Below are 19,185 nucleotides of genomic sequence, written 5' to 3' on the forward strand. Positions count from 1 at the left end.
CAGACCCAAGTTCGGTATCTAGTGCGTCGAGGGCGTCGTCGCGATCTCCGAGCGGTTGTCGGACCACAACGTGTGGAAGGTGCCGTCCTTGTCGACGCGCTTGTAGGTGTGCGCGCCGAAGAAGTCCCGCTGGCCCTGGATGAGCGCGGCCGGGAGCCGGTCGGCGGCGAGCGAGTCGAAGTAGGCCAGGGCCGAGGAGAACCCGGGAGCGGGTACGCCCGAGGCGGCCGCGATCCCGACGACCCGGCGCCACGCCTCCTCGCCGGACGCGACCGCGTCGGCGAAGTAGGGGTCGACCAGGAGCGTCTCCAGGTCGGGCTTGGTGGCGTAGGCGTCCACGATCCGGTTGAGGAACCGCGCCCGGATGATGCAGCCGGCCCGCCAGATCTTGGCGAGCGCACCGAGGTCGATGTCCCAGCCGTACTCCTTCGCGCCGGCCACGATCAGGTCGAACCCCTGCGCGTAGGCGACCACCTTCGAGGCGTAGAGAGCCGCGCGTACGTCGTCGACGAACGTGTCGGGGACCTCGGGCGGCTTCGGACGGTTGGTGACAGTGGCCCGCATCGCGCCGCGCTGCGCCGGCTTGGAGGAGACCGCCCGGGCGAAGACCGCCTCGCCGATGCCGGAGACCGGGATGCCGAGGCCGAGCGCGTTCTGCACCGTCCAGACGCCGGTGCCCTTCGAGCCGGCCTCGTCGAGGATGACGTCGACCAGCGGCTGGCCGGTCTCGGCGTCCTTCTGCGCCAGCACCTCGGCGGTGATCTCGATCAGGTAGGACTCCAGGTCGCCCGAGTTCCACTCGCGGAAGACGTCGACCAGCTGCTCCACCGAGAGCCCGCCCACCCGGCGGAGGAGGTCGTAGGCCTCTGCGATCAGCTGCATGTCGGCGTACTCGATGCCGTTGTGGACCATCTTCACGAAGTGGCCGGCGCCGTCGGTGCCGACATGGGTCACGCAGGGCTCGCCCTCCGCGACAGCGGCGATCGACTTCAGGATCGGGCCGAGCGTCTCCCAGGCCTCGGCCGAGCCGCCGGGCATGATCGAGGGGCCGTTGAGCGCACCCTCCTCGCCGCCGGAGATGCCGGTGCCGACGAAGTTCAGGCCCCGCTGGCGCAGCTCGCGCTCGCGCCGGATGGTGTCGTTGAAGTTGGCGTTGCCGCCGTCGACGATGATGTCGCCCGGCTCGAACCGCTCGGCCAGCTGCTCGATCACCGCGTCGGTGCCCTTGCCGGCCTGGACCATGATGATCGCCGTACGCGGCTTGGCCAGCGTCGCCACGAAGTCGTCGATCGTCTCGGAGGCGATGAATCCGGCCTCGGGATGATCGGTGACGAGTTCCTCGGTGCGGGCGTAGGTGCGGTTGTAGACCGCCACTGTGTTGCCCTCGCGGGAGGCGAGGTTGCGGGCCAGGTTGGACCCCATCACGGCCAGGCCCACCACGCCGATGTTCGCGCGGCCATTGTCGTTGTTCGGCATCGTGCTCCTCGGTTGAGTCGGTGATGCCATTCAACTCCGCTCGTCAAGCAGCGACGCCGGGCGGCTCGGCGCGGAAGCGTGCCGGCCGGCCGTCGACCCCGAGCACCCGCCAGGACCACCGGGTCAGCGGCGTACGCAGCCCCAGGTTGTCGAAGAGCATCCGGACGTCGGCGAAGAGGTGGCGGCGGAACGCGGCGGCCTCGGGACCGGTGCCCCAGACCTCGCGTACGACCTCGTCCGGGAGGCCCATGAGCTCCCGGTCGGCGCGGGACGGGATGATGATCGCGTCGGAGCCCAGGCGCATCGCGAGCGGCGTGAGGATGCCGAGGGCGAGACGCGAGACCGGGTTGAGCGAGGGAGCGTGCTCCTCCAGCCAGGCGTGCGCGAAGCCGATGTGTCGCGCCTCCTCGGCGATGTGGATGGCCATGATCCGGTCCAGGAGCGGGTGGGTGCCGCCGCCGCGCATGGCCTCCTTCTGCACGTGGTCGATCGGCTCCTCGCCGGCCAGGATGATCGCGAAGAAGAGGGCCGGGTAGAGCGCGCCGAGATGTCCCACGAGCGGGATGGACCGCATCAGCCAGCCGGGTGCGCCCACGACATCGGGGCAGACCCGGTTCGTGAACTCCTGGAACATCTGGATGTGGTGGGTCTCCTCGGTGAGCTCGTGCATGAAGTAGCGGAACTCGGGGTCGCCGTTGTCGACGCCCATCAGGAACTGGGTGCCGCCGAGGAGAAGCAGCTGCTCGAACTGGGAGCCGGTCTTCACCATCGCGGTGAGCCGGTGCCGGCCGACCTCGATCTGTCGCGCCTTGGGCAGCGACTGATACCAGGGGTGGGCGCCGAGAAGGTCGAGCGTCGGCAGGATCCAGCGCTCGTCGTCCTCGTCGACGGCCATCTCCGGCGCGTCCCAGTCGACGTCCTTGAACGCGTTGAAGTACTTCTCGACCGACGCCTCCGACAACGTACGCAGCGTCTCGTCGTACTCCCGGCGGGCCACGGGCCTGGCCGGCGTGATCATCCGGACCGGGGTGCCGGCGACCGCACCCACGTAGCCACCGATCGAGCGAAGTGTCTGCACAACCATCCGAGCCTCCTTGCGACGTTGGTCTGTCAACCAATGTACATGGGATTTGCGTCCCGGGAACCCGAACGGATCGTGTTTTTCTCGTTCAGCAGATCTCGGCGGCGAGCGCCTTCCGGACTCCGGCGACCAGATCCTCCGGTGTCCGGGCGGGTCGGTCGAAGGTGGTGCGCGCGCTGTGCGCGCCGCGCTCGTCGACCCACTGGAACTCGAACCCGTCGGCGCAGAGCCCGGTGATCTGGGCGGCGAGGATGGTGTCGACCGGGATGTAGGAGCGGGTCGCCACCGCCTCGCGCAGCTCGTTGCCGTGGTGGTTGTTGAGGTGGTCCTGGTTGCGGTGGAGCACGCCGTCGTTGAGGTCGAGGTCGCGGTCGGTGAAGGCGTCGAGGGGGATCGGGACCGCCTCGCCGCTGGGCCGGACCAGCATGACGTTGGAGACGTCCATGACGACCTCCTCCCACTCCGTCTCGCAGCACGTGCATGCATCCGTACGCAGCCATCGCAGTGTGCCGGTCAGCCGGACCGCCTCGCGATCACCGAGCGCGCCCTGGAGGACCAGCACGACATGGCTGCCGCGGCGGCCGGCGTACGCCATCCTCTGCTCGGGCGGGCACAGGAACGTCGGCCGCCCGCCGTCGTCGGCGAACCCCTGCATCTCGAGCTCCTCCATCGAGTAGGGGATGCCGTCGATCACCACGCTGCCCCCGCGGGGGCAGGACAGGATGCTGCGGGCAATGCGGGGAGTCGACTCCATGACACCTCCATGTTTAGGTAAGGCTTACCTAAACATGGATCGGGTGACGGGACAAGGGGCGGGCGGCGTCCGCTCAAGACTGGACCAGCGACAGCTTCACGGGGATGTTCCCCGCGACAGCCTTCGAATACGGACACTTGCGATGAGCGGCCTCGAGCAGCGCCTCGCCGGTCTCCGGCGGGACGTCGGGCAGGAGGGCGAGCAGCTCCACGGCCAGATCGAAACCGGCGCTGCCGCCGCTGATCGTCACCTTCGCCTGCACCTGTGCGTCGCGCAGCTTGACGCGTTGTACGCGGGCGACCGAGTGCAGCGCCGAGAGGAAGCACGCCGAGTAGCCGGCGGCGAACAGCTGCTCGGGGTTGCTGACCTGCCCGCCGGCGCCGCCGAGGTCCTCGGGAATGCCGAGATCCAGGTCGACCAGGTCGTCGCTGGAACGCACGTGTCCGTTACGGCCGTCACCGGTCGCCACGGCGTCGGCGGTGTAGCTGAGCGTTGTCATCATCGAGTCCCTTTTACGAGAGTGAGAAGTTCGTCTACTGCTTGCTGAGTTGCTCGCGCGAAGGTGCCTCCCCGAGAGACCGGAGTTCCCGTGGCGCGCGCGATCGCGACGGACGCCTCGACCTGTCGGACGGCGAGAAGCGTCGGGTTCACCACCAGGGCGCCCGGCACCTCGACGTGGTCGTCGGCGCTGAGGAGGGCGAACAGGCCACCGGCCGACATCACCACATCGACCTGGCTCTCCTGCACCATCGTGCTGGCCAGCGAGATGAAGGTGTCCTTGATCGACCGGTAGGCCAGCTCGTCGTCGTACGCGGCCACCGCCTGGTCCGGGGTCAGCCGGAACGCGCGGACGTCGACCACCCGAGAGTCCAGGCCGTAGCGTGCGATCTGTTCGCGGTGCCACGGGAGGTAGACGGGGTCGAGGGTCACCAGGCCGATACGGCCACCCAGCATGCACGCCTGGAGCATGCTGGCTTCACCGTGGCCGATGACGGGGATGTCCACCGCGGTCCGCGCCTCATAGAGGCACGCATCCTGGAAGTGGCCGACGAGGACGGCGTCGAAGCCTTCCGACGCGGCCTCGACGATGCCCTCGATCGACTGGACGCCGCAACGGAGCTCGCTGAGTCTGCCCAGCTGGGTGTCGGCCGGGCTGATTCCCCTGACCTCGTAGGTGACCCCGGGCGCCGCGATCTCGGTGAGGTAGGCCTCCAGCCTCTTCAGGTAGGGCTGGTGCACCGCGGGATCGGTGAAGCTCTGATAGAGGATCCGGGTGGGAGGGGTGTTCATGCGTGCCTCTCGGGTGTCGGGGACAGGTCCGGGTCTGCGAGGAGCAGGACCTTGCCGCGGTGGTGGGATCGCTCCAGCAGAAGGTGTGCCTCCGCAGCCCGCTCGAAGGGGAGGGCTACGTGGGTCGTGGGGAGGATGGCGCCGCGTTCGTACAGCGGCCAGATGTTCCGGACGAGATCGTCGATGATCCGGTCCTTCTCGTGGTCGGGACGCATCCGCAGGCCGCTGCCGCTCACGGTCAGGTTGCCCAGGAGAAGGCGGGCGAGATCGATCTGGGACGAGGAGCCGCTCTGATGGCCGATGATCACCAGGCGTCCGCCCCGGCCGAGCACCTGCAGGTTCCGTTCCAGGTAGTCCGCACCGACGATGTCGAGGACGGTCGCGGGCCGGATGCCCCGTTCGCGCAGCTCGTCGGCAAAGTCCTGCCGGCGATGGTCGATCACCAGCTCCGCGCCCAGCTTCTCGACGAACGTGGCCTTCTCGGGCGAGCCGACCGTCGTCGCCACCCGCACGCCGTACGCGACGGCGAACTGGATGGCGAGCGAGCCGATGCCGCTGGCGCCACCGTGCACGAGCATCCAGGACCCGGGCTCGGGCGGATTCGGCATGTAGAGGTTCGACCACACGGTCGCGGCGGCCTCCATCAGACCGCCGGCGTCACGCGTGGAGACGGTGGCGGGCACCGGCGCGAGGTGGGCCGCTCGCACCGCGACGTACTCGGCGTATCCGCCTCCGGGAAGCAGCGCACACACCTCACGGCCGATCAGGTCGTCCGGGGCACCGGCGCCGGTGGCGACCACGACACCGGAGACCTCCAGGCCGAGGACCGGATCGGCCGCCACTCCCGGATACGTACCGGCCCGCTGCATCAGGTCGGCGCGGTTGACACCGGCGGCGACGACGCGGACCAGCGCCTCGCCGGCTCCTGGCTGCGGGACGGCTCGCCGGGTCACCTCGAGGACCTCTGGTCCTCCTGGTCGGCTCGCGACCACGGCCCGCATGTGGCTCGGAAGTGGATCGCCAGTCACGCCGCGACCATCCGGTCGGCGCCCAGCCAGGCGGCTGCGTTCCCGCGCAGCAAGAGCTCCCGGTCGCCATCGCTGAGGAAGCTCGCCTTCCGTACGACGTTGCCGACCGGACGTTCCCCCAGCGGATACGGGTAGTCGCTGCCCACCATCACGTGATCGGCGCCCAGGGTGTCGACCAGCAGGCGCAGGGGGGCCTCCTCGAAGACCACGGTGTCGACCGAGAACCTGTCGCGGTAGTGCGAGGGCGGGTGCTCGGAGGTGCCGATGACGTCGTGCCGGTGGTGCCAGGCGTTGTCCATCCGGCCCAGCCAGTACGGGAAGGATCCGCCGCCGTGCGCGAAGCAGATCCGCAGGTCGCTCGACACCCGGTCGAAGACCCCACCCAGCACCATCGCCAGGATCGAGAGGTGCGTCTCCGCGGGCATCCCGGTCAGCCACTGCGCCATCCACCGGTCGAGCCGTGGTGAGTTGGGCAGGTCCCAGGGATGCACGAAGACCGGCACTCCGAGACTCGCGCAGTGCTGGAGGAAGGTCACGACGCCGGCGTCGTCGAGGTCACGGTCGCCGACATGGTTCCCGATCTCCACCCCGACGTGGCCGTTGGTCAAGGAGCGCTCCAGCTCGGCGCACGCGAGGTCGGCGTCCTGGAGCGGTACCTGGCAGAACGGGAGCAGCCGGGGAGACTCGGCGGTGGTCTCGAGCGCCAGGTCGTTGAAGATGCGGGAGATCGCGGCCGCGTCGGACGGTGTCGCGTCGTAGCTGAAGAACACCGGGGTCGGCGACACCACCTGCGTCTCGACGTCGTCGGCGTCCATCGCGGCGAGACGGACATCAGCCTCCCAGGCGGAGGAGCTGATCCGCCGGAACTCGCGTGAGCCGATCATCATGACCGCTTCGCTCTCGCTCGTGACGTCGAGCCACAGCCGCGGCTCCGGGCCGGGGAGCTGCGGCCACCCGCGTGGTACGGAGTGCGTGTGTACGTCGATGGACGAGGTCACGCGCCTCAGCCCTTTCCGGGGTGGAGGGCGTTGCACTGGCCACACGTGCGGGCCGCCTCGTCCTCGTAGAACGTGGTGAACACCGGGGGCAGGTCGGCCACGATGTCGCGAACCTGGAGCTCGACCTCGTGCACGAGCGCCGAGCACTCGAGGCAGTACCACTGGAACTTCTCCAGGGTTCCCTCCTCTCGGATCCGCTCGATGACCACGCCGATCGACCCGGCCTCCGGCCTCTGGGGCGAGTGCGGGAGGTTGCCGGGCAGGAGCCAGGTCTCGCCCTCCTTGATCTCGACGGTGACCTTGCCGTCCTCGGTCATGACGTCGACGTGCATGGAGCCCTTGATCTGGTGGAACCACTCCTCGTAGGGGTCGACGTGGAAGTCGGTCCGCTGGTTCGGGCCGCCGACGACCTGCACGATGAAGTCGTCGCCGGTGAAGATGGCCTTGTTGTTGACGGGAGGCTTCAGTTCCTGCTCGTGGTCGCTGATCCATTTCATGAAGTCGAGGACCGGGGGGACGCTCGTGGTCGACTGAGTCATTTCGTTTCCTCCTGAGGGGTGGGGCCGGGCAGATGGGCCACGGCCTGGATCTCGATGAGCAGGTGCGGGTGGGGGAGCTGGTGGACGGCGACAGTGGTCCGCGTCGGCCCGGACTCGTCGAAGTAGGAGCCGTAGACGTCGTTGTAGCCGCCGAAGTCGTTCATGTTGACCAGGTAAGAGGTCACCTGGACGAGGTCGCCGAGGTCGCCGCCCGCGGCTCGCAGGATGTCGCGGATGTTCTCGATCACGGCGGCCGTCTGGGCGCGGATGTCCAGGCGGGTGGTCCCGAGCTCGTCGACCTCCACACCGACGAAGGTGTTGTCGGGCCGTCGGCTGCTGGTGCCGGAGACGAAGAGCAGGTCGCCCGCCCGGCGTGCGTGCGGGAACCGCCCCCGGGGCCGAGCCTTGCTCTTGACCAGGAACGCGTCGCTCATCGGCCACCGCCCTCGCCGAGCGGGCCGGCGCCGTCCGGGACGGCTACGGCGCTGACCGTGCCCAGCCCGGCGACCGTCGCGCTGACACCCCCCGGCCGAAGGGGTACGGCCTCGGTTGCGGCACCGGCGAGCACGACAGAGCCCGCAGGCAGCCGCAGTCCCAGACGGCCGCCGAGGGCGACCAGACGCGGCAGCGTTCGCAGCGGGTGACCGAGGATGGCCGCGGTCGTGCCTTCGGCGACGACCTCGCCTTCGGCCCGCAGGGTGACGGGGATGTCGTCCAGGTCCACCTCGCCCGGGGCACGCCACGGCCCGAGGACGAACATCGCGGCCGAGGTGTTGTCGGCGACCACGCGCGGCAGGTCGAACCGGAACCCGTCGTAGCGGGAGTCGATGATCTCGAGTCCCGCCGCCACTCCCGTGATCGCCGCTGCCAGATCGACGTCCGGGGCAGTGAGGTCGACGTCGGCACCGATCAGGAAGGCGACCTCGGGCTCGACCCGCGGGTGGATGAGCGCGTCCAGGTCGATCGTGCCGCCGTCGGGGACCTGCATGCCGTCGGTCAGCTGTCCGAGGATGAGCTCGTCCACGCCCATCTGACGCATCTTGGCCTCGCTGGTGAACCCGAGCTTGAGGCCGACGCCGTGCTCGCCGCGCGCCTGCCGCCGTGCGATCAGTGCCGCCTGGCTCGCGTACGCCTCGTCGAGGTCGAGCTGCGGCCACGGCGTCGCCGCGTTCACCGGGGTGACGGTCTGCTGCGCGGTGTCGAGAAGCTCGGCGACGCGAGGGACCACAGCGGTCGGCGTCGTCACGTCACGCTCTTGTGGCCCGTTCACAGCGCCACGCACACATTCGTCGTCTCGGTGTAGAAGTCGAGCGAGTGGCGGCCACCCTCACGGCCGATGCCGGAGAGTCCCATGCCGCCGAAGGGTGATCGCAGCTCGCGCTGGAACCAGGTGTTGACCCAGGAGATTCCGGTCTGCATCCGACCCGCGACCCGATGCGCGCGGCCGAGGTCGGTCGTCCAGACGGCGGCCGCCAGACCGTAGTCGGTGTCGTTCGCCAGGCTGATCGCCTCGTCCTCGGTGTCGAACGGCATCAGGGCGGCGACGGGTCCGAAGATCTCCTCACGGACCGGACGGTCGTTGTTGGTCAGACCTGTCCAGAGGGTCGGCTCGATCCAGAAGCCGCCGCTCAGGGGTCCTTCCAGGTCGGCGGCACGTCCTCCCGTCAGCACCTTGGCGCCCGCCTGCTCGGCGAGGTCGAGGTAGTCGAGGATCTTCTTCTGGTGGGCCCGGGAGATCACCGGACCTGTCGTCGTCGTGGGATCCGACGGGGCACCGAGGCGAAGCGCCTCAGCAGCCGCGACGAGCCGCTCGCTCACCTCGTCGAAGACCGAGCGCTCGACGTAGACACGCTCCGTGCACAGGCAGACCTGGCCGGTGTTGGCGAACACGGAACGTGTCAGGCCGGCGATGGTGGCGTCGAGGTCGGCGTCGGCGAAGACGAGGGCGGCGTTCTTGCCGCCCAGCTCGAAGGAGACCGGCCGGATGCGAGGTGCGACGGCCTTCATGATGCCGGCGCCGGTGGCGGTCGAGCCGGTGAAGGTGACGCCGTCGATGCCCGGGTGGCTGGTGAGGTGCTCGCCTGCCGATCCGGATCCGAACCCGTGGACGACGTTGTACACGCCGTTCGGCACGCCGGCCGCGGCGAGCACCTCCGCGAGCACGGTCGCCGAACCGGGCGTCTCCTCGGACGGCTTGACCACGAGGGTGTTCCCGCACGCCAGGGCAGGCGCCAGCTTCCAGGTCAGCAGCAGGAGCGGCAGATTCCAGGGCACGATCGCGGCCACCACGCCCAGCGGCTTGCGGACGGCGTAGTTCAGCGCCTGTCGGCCCTGGCCCAGGTCCTGGAGGTAGGACTCCACACCTTCGGCGCCCATGACGTCGGCGAAGGCGCGGAAGTTGGCGGCCGCACGGGCGATGTCGAGTGCCCGTGCGCCGGCCTCGGGCTTGCCGGTGTCGGCGACCTCGGCGGCCAGCAGGTCGTCGGCTCTCCGGTCGATCTCGTCGGCCACGCGACGGAGCAGGGTGCAGCGCTCCTGCACCGACGTACGCCCCCAGGGTCCGTCCAGGGCTGTTCGGGCTGCCCGCACCGCCTGGTCGACGAGGCCGGCGTCCGCCTCGTGCACCCAGGCGACCTGCTTCCCGGTGGCCGGGTCGACGTCGGCGAATGCCTCGGCGCCGTCGGTGAACCGACCGTCGATGAAGTTCTTGTACTCACGCATGTGGTGTCCGTTCTGTTGATGCCGAAGCAGGAGCGGTCGGGCGCAGACGCGGCGGCTGCCGATCCCACGCGCCGTCGGTCCCACGGCTGCGAAGCTCTGGTTTGCGGACCTTGCCGTTCTCGGTCAGCGGGAGGGCGTCGAGCCGGACCAGGAATCTGGGGATGGCGTACGCCGCCAGGCGCGGGCCGCAGAACTCGACGAGCTCCTCGAAGTCCAGGTCCTGTGCCTCCTTGGCGACGACCGCCGCCATGACCTCGTCCTCACCGAGCTCGGAGTCGACGGCGTAGACCGCCACGTCCGCGACGGCCGGATGGGCGCGGAGCACGTCCTCGACCTCCACCGAGGAGATGTTCTCGCCGCGCCGGCGGATCACGTCCTTGATCCGGTCCACGAAGCGCATCGACCCGTCCGCCTCCACGGCGATGCGGTCGCCGGTGTGGAACCACAGGTCCTGCCAGGCCGCGGTGGTCGCCTCCGGCATGCCGAAGTAGCCGGAGGCGAAGGCGAAGGGCTGGTCGCTGCGCAGCAGCAGCTCCCCGGGCGTCCCTGGTGGGACGTCGGCTCCGTCGGCATCGACGACCCGCATGTGGAAGCCCGGCTGCAGCCTGCCGATGTATCCCGGGCGCTCCTCCCCGGGGCGCGTGGCCACGACCGCATTCGTCTCGGTCGATCCGTAGCCGTCGAGCAGAGCGACGCCGAACCGCTCGCGGAACGGTGCCAGCAGCCGGCCGGGGGTGGCCGGCGACAGCGCCATCCGCACCCGGTGAGCACGATCGAGGTCCGACGGTGGCCGGCTGTCGAGGATGCCCACCATGGCGCCGAGCAGATAGGTCACGGTGGCACCGCTGTCCACCATCTGCGACCAGAACCGGGAGGCCGAGAAGCGGCCACCGAGGACGTACGTCGCACCGCTGACCAACGCCTGGCTGAACGCGTTGAGGGCGTTGGTGTGGAACAGCGGGAGACAGGTGTGCAGCACGTCGTCGGAGCGGATGCCGATCTGCTCGCTGACGTTGCAGCCCCACCACCAGAACTGCGCGTGGGGACAGACGACACCCTTGGAGACGCCCGTCGTACCGGACGTGTAGAGGATCGCGGCAGGGTCGCCAGGCGCGACCGCAGCGTGCGGAACCGGAGCACCCATCGTGGCGTTCTGATCGCTCAGGACCCACCTCGCCTGAAGGTCCGGTAGGGCCGGGAGATCGTCGACATGAGGCTCGATCTCGGCCTCGACCACCAGCAGCCGAGCGCCGGAGTTGGCCAGGATGTGGTGCAGCTGGCTTCCGCGAGCGGCGGTGTTGATCGGGACCGCGATGGCGCCCAGCCATGCCGCGCCGAGCACCAGGTCGAGAAGCTCCACCCGGTTGGAGGCGAGGAAGGCGACCCGTTCCCCGGGCGCGACGCCGCGCTCCGCGAGCGCTCCTGCGGCGCGTGCGACCGCCTCGACCATCTCGGCCGCGGTGCGGCGTACGTCGCCGCACACGAGCAGGGGCGCCTCGGGCGTCAGTGACGCCCGAGCCAGCAGCATCCCGGGAACGGTGCATTCACCCAGTGGCGTATCGCTCGGTAGCCGGCGCGGGTCGATCTCCACTGTGGTGGGGTCCGGAACGTACGCCGCGGGCCCAGGCGTCAGGAGAGACGTGGTGAGCGGTAGCTCTTGGCCGAGCTCGAGGCAGGCGTCGTCTCCGAGCAGGCGGGCAACGACCTGCAGGTCGGACGGGCACTCGACGGTGAGCAGCGTCGATCCGTCGCCCGTGCGCGTGGACGCCATGACGCGGCCCCGCTCGACGGGCATGTCTTTGAAATCTGCCGTGCCGCACGTCGGGCACAGGATCCGGTGGGGGAAGTAGTCACGGCCGCAGCTGGCGCAGCGTTGGACGACGAGGCTCATGCGACTGCCTCCAGCACCGCGACGTTTCCGCAGGATCCGTGCCGGTAGAGCACCATGCCGTAGCCGGTCACGACTCCGATCCGGGACTCGACCTGCCGGCCGGAGGCTCGCCCGCGCAGCTGCTGGACGACCTCCACCATCCCGTGCATGCCGCCTCCCGCGCCGGCCTGGCCGGCGGAGAGCTGGCCGCCAGAGGTGTTGATCGGAAGCCGCCGGGTGGCGATCTGCTCTGCGACGACTGCCTTGACCGCCCCGGGATCGGTCACGCCGAGGTCGACGAGCTGCGAGAGCACCATCGCCGGATAGTCGTCGTAGACGCTGATCACGTCGACATCTGTCGGTGCGACGCCCGCGCGTTCCCATGCCGCAGGGGCACAGGCGGCGACCGCCGTCTGGATCCCGTCGCCGGCCTGATCGTCGCCGTTGTAGGCGGCGGTGACCGCCAGCACCCGTGCCCGGCGACCGGTGGCTCGGTCCTCGGCCGCGACGACGATGGCGTCGGCGCCGGTCACCGGCGGGACGCAGTCGAAGCGGCCCAGCGGTGCCGCGACCAGGGGCGCGTCGAGGTACTCTTCCAGCGCCATGGGAGCGCGATAAACGGCTCCGGGGTTGAGCCCGGCCCAGGCACGCTGGGCCACCACAAGGCTGCCGTAGTCCTTCCGGTCCAGCTCCCATGCGGCCATCTGCCGTTGCGTGAGCATCGCGAACAGCGCGTTCGGCCCGGTCATCGGGAGCTCGGCCAGGTGGTCGACGGTCGCCTGGTTGTACGCCTTGACCAGCCGCTCGTGCGCCGCGCTGTCCATGGCGTCTCCGGCGACGAGCACGATCACCGAGGCGTCGCCGGACTCGACGGCCCGCACCGCGTGCTGGAGCATCCCGCCGGCACTCGCTCCGCCGTTGGTGTCCTGCATGATCCAGCGCAGGTGGAGGCCCAGGCGCCAGGCGAGGTCGATCGCATGGTCGGGGCCGAGCGTGAAGCTGGCGACACCCAGCCCGTCGACGTCGCCGGGCTCGAGGCCGGCATCGCGCAGGGCCCGTATGACGGCGTCGCCGAGCACCCCGGCGGTGGTGGTGCCGGCGACAGGATGGCGAGTGTAGGGCGACTCCGCGGCGCCGACGATGGCGACGTGGTCGCGGGTGTGGTCAGTCATAGATCTCCTCCGACGGGCCGCGCCCGATGGTGGCGCGGCCCGCGCTGGTGGTTGGTGTCGTTGCTGGTCAGCTGAGCCGAGGGATGATGCTCAGCTGGCGTCCTGGTAGAGCTCGTTCGCGTCGAAGGAGTCCTCGAGCAGACCCACCTCGACCATCAGGTCCACGACGTCCTGGACACCAGCGGCGTCGTAGTCGACCTGGTACTCGGGAAGCCGCATCTTGGCCGCGACCTCCGGAGTCATCTCGGTGTACTCGGGCATCATCGCCTTGGCGACTCCTTGCGGATCGGCCTCGATGTCGGCGACGGCCTTGGCCAGGGCGGCTCGGAACCGAGTCACCACCTCGGGCCGTTCCTCCACCAGCTTCTCGGACGTTGCGAACAGGCCCTGGGGTCCGTTCTGGAAACTGATCGGCCGAACGTCCAGGCTCGCCTCGGTCGCACTGAGGGTCGGCTCGGTCTGGAAGATGCCGTCCACGTCGCCGGCCTCGAGCGCGGCCGCCATGTTGGCCTGCGGGATCTCGATGTAGGTGACGCTGTCGGGGTCGAGGCCCTGTTGTAGCAGCACGCCTCGGAACCAGATGTCGCCCACGGAGCCCAAGGACGGCGTGGCCATCTTCTTGCCGACCATGTCGGCCGGCTCCTCGATCTCGGAGTCCGCCAGCACGTAGAGACCGGACTTGTACTCGTCGGTGCCCGCGATCGCCGGCGCCGCGATGGTGACGGGCAGGTCCGATGAGTAGGCGGTGATCAAGGATGGATAGGAGACCAGGGCCAGGTCGGTGCTGCCCGAGACCAGGGCATTGATCGTGGTGGCGCCGTTCGCGGCCGGGGTGAGCTCGACGTCGAGACCCTCGTCGGCGAAGTAGCCCTTGCTGATCGCGTCGTACACCGGCAGCGAGTCGCCGACCGGCGGGATCGAGAGGGTCACCTTGCTGCTGTCGCCGGCCGACGCCGACGGTGCATCTTCGCCGCAAGCGCCGGCGGCGCTGGCAAGCAGGAGCGTGAGCACGACCGCGCCGAGTCGTCGTGGGGTACGCAGGTTCATCTGTGTTCTCCTTGGAATTGCTTCATCGCTCGCGGTGGAGACGGACATGTGTCCGGAGGTCGGGCCCGTGGGGGTGCGCCCGACGTCCTTCAATGAGCGCCGGCGGCAGTGGCCAGCCCACCGGGACTCGCCTGCCGGATCAGACGGGCCACCTCGCTTCTGGTCTCGACGAACGACGGGTTTTCTCGGGTGTGGATCTGGTCCCGCGGGAAGGTGAGCGGGACCGGGACGTCGGCCGTCTTGACGGTCGGCGCCTTGCTGAGCGACAGCACCCGAGTGCTGAGGTAGACGCTTTCGTCTACGTCGTGGGTGACGAAGAGGATCGTCATGTCGAACTGCTCGCGGACCCGGAGCAGGAGGTCCTCGAGATCGGAGCGGGTCTGTGCGTCGACGGAGGCGAACGGCTCGTCCATCAGGAGGAGCTCGGGTCGCATGGCGAGCGCTCGGGCGATCGCGACGCGCTGCTGCATGCCGCCGGAGAGCTGCCAGGCGTACTTGTCGGCGGCGTCCGCCAGGCCGACGGCGCTCAGCGACTCGATGGTCCGCGACCGGCGCTCGGTCTTGGACACCCGGCCCAGCAGCGGGAACTCCACGTTCGCGCCGACGCGTCGCCAGGGGAACAGCGACGCCCGATAGTCCTGGAAGACCATGGCGAGCCCCTTGGGTACACCGGTGATGACGTTCCCGGACAGGGTGACCGTTCCGCCGGTGGGGCGGAGCAGGCCCGACAGCGTACGCAGCAGCGTGGTCTTGCCGCAGCCGGAGGGGCCGACGATCGAGACGAACTCGCCGCGCTGGACGTCGAAGTTGATCCCGTCGAGGACCGTCTGGTCGCCCTGTCGGGTGCGGTAGGTGTGTCGGAGGTCTTCGACCTCCAGAAGCGTGGTTGTCATCTGCATCCTTTCGGGGCGGTCAGTCCTGGACTGCCATCAGGAGCCGGTGCCAGCGCAGTACGCCGGACTCGATCCCGCTCAAGACGAGGTTGGACAGGTAGCCGAGCAGCGACAGAGCGACGATGAACGACCACATGGGAAGCAGCTGGAAGGAGCGTTGGGCCTGCGTCAGGCCGAACCCGATGCCGTCCGAGGCGGCGACCAGCTCTGAGGCGATGAGCAAGATGATGCCGAGCGAGGTGGAGACCCGGATGCCGGCGAAGATGCCCGTGCTGGCGGCCGGCAGGATCACCTGGAACAGGGTCCGGACCCGCGAGACCCTCGCCGTGCGTGCCGTCTCCAGATAGCCCTCGGGCACCCGTCGCACGGCGCTGTAGGTGTTGAAGAGGACCGGCCATACGGCGCCGAATGCGATCAGGGAGACCCGCATCGTCGTCCCGGTGCCCACCAGAACCAGTGCCAGCGGGAGCAGCACCGGGCCCGGCATCGCCCGCATGAAGTGCAGGATCGGCTCGACCGTGTGCGCGACGGCGGGGATCCTGCCGAGGAGCACGCCGAGCGAGACTCCCAGCGACCAGGCGACGAGCAGTCCGATCAGGAGGCGCTGCAGGCTCGGGGTGACGTCGACGAAGAACGCATCCGTCAGGATTCCGCCGGAGAGCCCGTCGGAGAACCAGCGTTCCCCGAGATCGTCGAAGATCTCCAGCGGGGTGGGGAAGAACAGCGAGTCGGAGTTCACGGTCGCCAGCTGCCACGCGACCAGCAACAGGAGCGCGCCACACCAGCCGACTGCGATCCGTAGCATGCGTTCGTTCGGCTGCACGGTGTTGCTCATCACGAGTCCTCCCGGTTTGCCCAGGCCGCGAAGCGGCGCTCGAGTACGGTCACGACGCCGTTGACGAGGAGACCGAGGGCTCCCGCCACGACCACGCCGGCACAGACGGTGTCGATGCCGCCGGGGAGCATGCTCTGCTGGAGCAGCCAGCTCCCGAGCCCGTCGCGGCTCCCGCCGATGAACTCCGCACCGACGCAGAGGATGAGCGCGACGGAGACGGTGATCCTGACCCCGGTGAGCACCGACGGAACCGCCGATGGCCAGACGACACGGATCGCGACCGTCCGCTGCGACCAGCCGAACGAGCGTGCCGTGGCCTTGGCGGTGCCGTCGGTGGAGTGGACCCCGTGGATCGTGTTGATGAGCAGCGGCCACACGCAGCCGAGGGCGACCACCGCTGCCTTCATCTCGATCCCTTGGCCGACCACGAGGACCAGGAGGGGGACGAGGCCGACCGGCGGGAGCGGCCGGACCAGCTCGACCACGGTCGCGGTGGCGGCGTGCAACCGATCGGACAGGCCCAGGACCAGCCCGGCCGGCACCGCGATCGCCAGGGCCAGGACGTACCCGACCAGAGCAGCCCACAGGGTCGAACCGATCTGCCCGAGGAACGATCGGTCACCGAGGAGCTGGGCGGCGTGCACCAGCGTGCTCGACGCCGGGGGCAGTACGTCGCGGGGGAGCAGGTCGTAGCGCGCCACCACCTCCCACAGGGCGAGGCAACAGAGCACGCCTGCCACGCCGCGCGCGGCGACGACGGTGCGTTCGTTCGCCCGGCCGCCTCGGGGTAGCTCGATCCGACCGCGGTCCTCGCCAGGTGGCGGTATCGGGCGGGTGCTCTTGGTCGCGGTCAGCACCGCGGGCCTACTGGTCTCCATGTGTCCTCCAGACCTCGCGTCCGGCTCAGTGGCCGAACGCCTCCTGCAACCACCAGGAGCCCTCGCGCGAGAGCACCTTGGCGTCGATCACCATCGGCCGGGTCGACTCTGACGACAGCCAGTCCTTGACCGGGGCGAGGTCCGCGGTCTCCCGGACCGTGATCGCCTCGCACCCGTATCCGCGTGCGATCTGCGCGAGGTCGCTGTCGGGGAAGACGACGGTGTCCAGGGAGGGACCGTCGAACCCGAAGTGGTGCACCTCGGCGCCGTACATCGCGTCGTTGTAGATCACGACGAGAAGTGGGATCTCGAGCCGGACCGCCGTCTCGAGCTCGGTGATGCCCATCAGGAACCCGCCGTCACCCACGCCCACGACCGGGAGCCGGCCGGGTTGCGCGAGCGCGGCTCCCACGCCCGTCGCCAGGCCCAGCCCGACGGACTGGAACGCCTGGGTGAAGCAGAAGCCGAACTCGTCCGGAACGTCGAGGTACATGCTCGGGTAGCCCACGAAGTTCCCGGAGTCGACCGACACGATCCGTTCGGTCGGCAGGAGGCGGTTGAGCTCCAGCGAGAGGGTCCGCGGGTCGATCCGTCCGTCGCCCGACTGATCCACGAAGTCGACCTGGTGCCAGCGCAACGACGAACGGATCCGTTCGCCGACCGCCGTCGTCCGGTAGCCGGTGCGGTCGTCGGGCTGTGCAGCACGAAGGGCCGCGGTCGTCGCGCGAGCCGTCTCAGCGACGCCGCCCCACAGTCCCAGGTCCACGTCGCGGTTCCGGCCGATCGCCTGAGGTTCGACATCGACCTGGACGACCTTGGCCTGATCGCCGATGAGCCTGCCGTGCCGCATCGTCCACATGTTCAGCGCGCAGCCGAACCCGACCACGAGGTCGGCGTCGGCGATGAGCTCGGCGGTGAGCGGTGAGCTGAAGCCGCCGGAGACGTCGATGCCCCACGGATCCTCGTTGAACAGTCCGCGGGCGACGGCGGAGGTGGCCAGCAGAGCTCCCGACGCAGCCGCGAGCTCCTGAAGCGCTTCCTTCGCGCCCTCTGCCCGGCCACCACGCCCGGCCACGAACACCGGTCGCTGCGCCGACTGGATCAGCTCGACGAACCGGCGCACGTCCTCGGGCGCCGGTTGCGGCAGGCCCACGGTGCCGAACGTGCGTCGGGACGCATCGTCGGGCAGCTCCATGTCCTGGACGTCGATCGGCACGTTCAGTACGACGGTGCGCTGCTGGTGCAGGCAGGCCGCGAAGGCGCGGGCGACATCCACCAGGGCGGTCTGCGGCGACCGTACGCGCATCGCGAGGGCACCCGCCCCCTCGGCCATGCCGGCCTGGTCGATGAAGAAGTTCGAGGTGGGCTCGGTCGCCTCGGCGGTCAGCACGAGCAACGGCGTCCTGCTCTTCGCCGCCTCGACGATGCCGGTGAGCGCGTTGGTGTAACCGCACCCCTGGTGCAGCGACAGCACCGCGACCTCGCCGGACATCCGCGCGTAGGCGTCAGCCATGGTGGCAGCGCCGCCCTCGTGCCGGGCCGGGACGAACCGCGCCCCACGCTCCACGAGCGCGTTGGTGAAGTGGAAGTTTCCGCTGCCGACCACGCCGAAGACGGCCCGGACGCCGAGATCCGTGAGCACCTCGCCGATCGCATCACGTACCAGCATCAGTCCACCTCCTGGCCTGCAGCCGGGACCATCGCCAGGACGCGTGCGGGACTGCCCGAACCGCCCACGATCGGGAGCGGCGCGACCACGATCAGGGCGCCGGTCGTCGGGATGAGCGCGAGGTTCTGCAGCTGGGTGATGCCGTACTTGCCGGCACCGAGGAGGTAGGTGTGCACCGGGAAGGCCGGCTCGAAGCCGAACGCCTGCCCGGCGTCGGTGCCCACGGTCTCGACGCCGAACCCGACGATGTCGGTCTCCTCGGCAAGCCACTTCGCGCACTCCGGGGTCACGCCCGGCGTGTGCGGGCCCTCGTCGTCAGCGTTGAGGAAGAGCTCCTGGTCGTGGGAGCGGGCGGCCCATCCGGTGCGGTAGAGGAGCCAGCCTTTCGGGAGCCGGCCGTGCTCGCGCTGCCACGCCTCGACGTCCTCGATGGTGAGCAGGTAGTCCGCGTTCTCCGCGACCTCGGCCGTCTTGTCGATGACCACAGCGGGCCCGACGAGCCGCTCCGCCGGCACCTGCGACACGTCGCCGTGCTCGACGCCGGTCACCCAGTGGCACGGCGCGTCGAAGTGGGTGCCGACGTGCTCGCCGGTGTGGATGCCGTTCTGGTAGGAGGTCTCGCCCCGCTCGTCGTACTTCGCCAGCTCCTCCAGCTCGAAGCGCGGGATCGGAGCCATCCCCTCGGGCAGAGGCAGTACGGGTGTCGAGGCTGAAAGCTTGGCGGTCAGATCCACGACCGTGACGGCGCCCGAGGCGACGGCACTGGCCAGATCCGACGGCGTACGGGCCGGGGTAGACGAGAGGTGCATGCCAGAATCGTGCTGCCGCTGAGACGCACACCACCAATGCCAATCCAAGGCCAGGCATGTCGGAAAAGATATATCTAGGCATTCCGATATAAGCCGATCTACGATGGCCGCCAGTCGTCGGCGAG

The 19,185-nt window shown here is 69.6% G+C and carries 19 protein-coding genes; all 19 read right to left on the reverse strand.

Annotation, left to right across the window (positions count from 1 at the left end):
• Positions 1–18: 18 nt before the first annotated feature.
• The 19 genes from gndA to OG984_RS27065 all read right to left on the reverse strand — a co-directional run bounded on the left by gndA (position 19) and on the right by OG984_RS27065 (position 19,060).
• A complete protein-coding gene (gene gndA / locus OG984_RS26975) occupies positions 19–1,476 on the reverse strand; it encodes an NADP-dependent phosphogluconate dehydrogenase (protein WP_328529170.1) in 1,458 nt (485 codons plus the stop codon).
• A gap of 43 nt (positions 1,477–1,519) precedes the next feature.
• The gene (locus OG984_RS26980; protein WP_328529171.1) at positions 1,520–2,560 is read right to left on the reverse strand and encodes an AurF N-oxygenase family protein; all 1,041 of its coding nucleotides are present in this window, start codon (positions 2,558–2,560) and stop codon (positions 1,520–1,522) included.
• Positions 2,561–2,645: 85 nt separating this feature from the next.
• On the reverse strand, positions 2,646–3,311 hold the full coding sequence (locus OG984_RS26985; protein WP_328529172.1) for a DUF2470 domain-containing protein: 666 nt from the start codon (positions 3,309–3,311) through the stop codon (positions 2,646–2,648).
• A gap of 73 nt (positions 3,312–3,384) precedes the next feature.
• Positions 3,385–3,810, reverse strand: coding sequence for an Ohr family peroxiredoxin (locus tag OG984_RS26990; protein WP_328529173.1), 426 nt, complete (start codon positions 3,808–3,810; stop codon positions 3,385–3,387).
• Positions 3,810–4,601, reverse strand: coding sequence for an aspartate/glutamate racemase family protein (locus OG984_RS26995; protein WP_328529174.1), 792 nt, complete (start codon positions 4,599–4,601; stop codon positions 3,810–3,812). Before OG984_RS26995 ends, OG984_RS26990 begins: the two co-directional genes overlap by 1 nt.
• Positions 4,598–5,629: an NAD(P)H-quinone oxidoreductase gene (locus OG984_RS27000; protein WP_328529175.1), complete on the reverse strand. Its 1,032-nt coding sequence runs from the start codon at positions 5,627–5,629 to the stop codon at positions 4,598–4,600. Before OG984_RS27000 ends, OG984_RS26995 begins: the two co-directional genes overlap by 4 nt.
• Positions 5,626–6,627 (reverse strand): amidohydrolase family protein, encoded by a 1,002-nt coding sequence (locus OG984_RS27005; RefSeq protein ID WP_328529176.1) that lies wholly within the window; start codon positions 6,625–6,627, stop codon positions 5,626–5,628. The genes OG984_RS27000 and OG984_RS27005 overlap by 4 nt, the downstream gene beginning before the upstream one ends.
• Before the next feature lie 5 nt (positions 6,628–6,632).
• Positions 6,633–7,166 (reverse strand): 3-hydroxyanthranilate 3,4-dioxygenase, encoded by a 534-nt coding sequence (locus tag OG984_RS27010; protein ID WP_328529177.1) that lies wholly within the window; start codon positions 7,164–7,166, stop codon positions 6,633–6,635.
• On the reverse strand, positions 7,163–7,600 hold the full coding sequence (locus OG984_RS27015; protein WP_328529178.1) for a RidA family protein: 438 nt from the start codon (positions 7,598–7,600) through the stop codon (positions 7,163–7,165). Before OG984_RS27015 ends, OG984_RS27010 begins: the two co-directional genes overlap by 4 nt.
• On the reverse strand, positions 7,597–8,412 hold the full coding sequence (locus OG984_RS27020; RefSeq protein WP_328529179.1) for a 2-keto-4-pentenoate hydratase: 816 nt from the start codon (positions 8,410–8,412) through the stop codon (positions 7,597–7,599). The genes OG984_RS27015 and OG984_RS27020 overlap by 4 nt, the downstream gene beginning before the upstream one ends.
• 20 nt (positions 8,413–8,432) lie before the next feature.
• Positions 8,433–9,887 carry a 2-hydroxymuconic semialdehyde dehydrogenase gene (locus OG984_RS27025; RefSeq protein WP_328529180.1) on the reverse strand — a complete coding sequence of 485 codons (1,455 nt, stop codon included), beginning with the start codon at positions 9,885–9,887 and terminating at the stop codon, positions 8,433–8,435.
• Positions 9,880–11,778, reverse strand: coding sequence for an ATP-dependent acyl-CoA ligase (locus OG984_RS27030; protein ID WP_328529181.1), 1,899 nt, complete (start codon positions 11,776–11,778; stop codon positions 9,880–9,882). The genes OG984_RS27025 and OG984_RS27030 overlap by 8 nt, the downstream gene beginning before the upstream one ends.
• The gene (locus OG984_RS27035; protein WP_328529182.1) at positions 11,775–12,929 is read right to left on the reverse strand and encodes a thiolase family protein; all 1,155 of its coding nucleotides are present in this window, start codon (positions 12,927–12,929) and stop codon (positions 11,775–11,777) included. The genes OG984_RS27030 and OG984_RS27035 overlap by 4 nt, the downstream gene beginning before the upstream one ends.
• Positions 12,930–13,019: 90 nt before the next feature.
• Positions 13,020–13,976: an ABC transporter substrate-binding protein gene (locus OG984_RS27040; protein ID WP_328529183.1), complete on the reverse strand. Its 957-nt coding sequence runs from the start codon at positions 13,974–13,976 to the stop codon at positions 13,020–13,022.
• Between the two features lie 89 nt (positions 13,977–14,065).
• Positions 14,066–14,869, reverse strand: coding sequence for an ABC transporter ATP-binding protein (locus OG984_RS27045; protein ID WP_328529184.1), 804 nt, complete (start codon positions 14,867–14,869; stop codon positions 14,066–14,068).
• 19 nt (positions 14,870–14,888) lie between these two features.
• Positions 14,889–15,704, reverse strand: a complete 816-nt coding sequence (locus OG984_RS27050) for an ABC transporter permease (protein ID WP_328529185.1) — start codon at positions 15,702–15,704, stop codon at positions 14,889–14,891.
• A complete protein-coding gene (locus tag OG984_RS27055) occupies positions 15,704–16,582 on the reverse strand; it encodes an ABC transporter permease (protein WP_328529186.1) in 879 nt (292 codons plus the stop codon). Before OG984_RS27055 ends, OG984_RS27050 begins: the two co-directional genes overlap by 1 nt.
• Positions 16,583–16,607: 25 nt before the next feature.
• The gene (locus OG984_RS27060) at positions 16,608–18,251 is read right to left on the reverse strand and encodes a thiamine pyrophosphate-binding protein (protein ID WP_328529187.1); all 1,644 of its coding nucleotides are present in this window, start codon (positions 18,249–18,251) and stop codon (positions 16,608–16,610) included.
• The gene (locus tag OG984_RS27065) at positions 18,251–19,060 is read right to left on the reverse strand and encodes a cyclase family protein (protein WP_328529188.1); all 810 of its coding nucleotides are present in this window, start codon (positions 19,058–19,060) and stop codon (positions 18,251–18,253) included. Before OG984_RS27065 ends, OG984_RS27060 begins: the two co-directional genes overlap by 1 nt.
• Positions 19,061–19,185: the final 125 nt, after the last annotated feature.

The sequence above is a fragment of the Nocardioides sp. NBC_00368 genome (assembly GCF_036090055.1).
Classification (GTDB): Bacteria; Actinomycetota; Actinomycetes; order Propionibacteriales; family Nocardioidaceae; genus Nocardioides.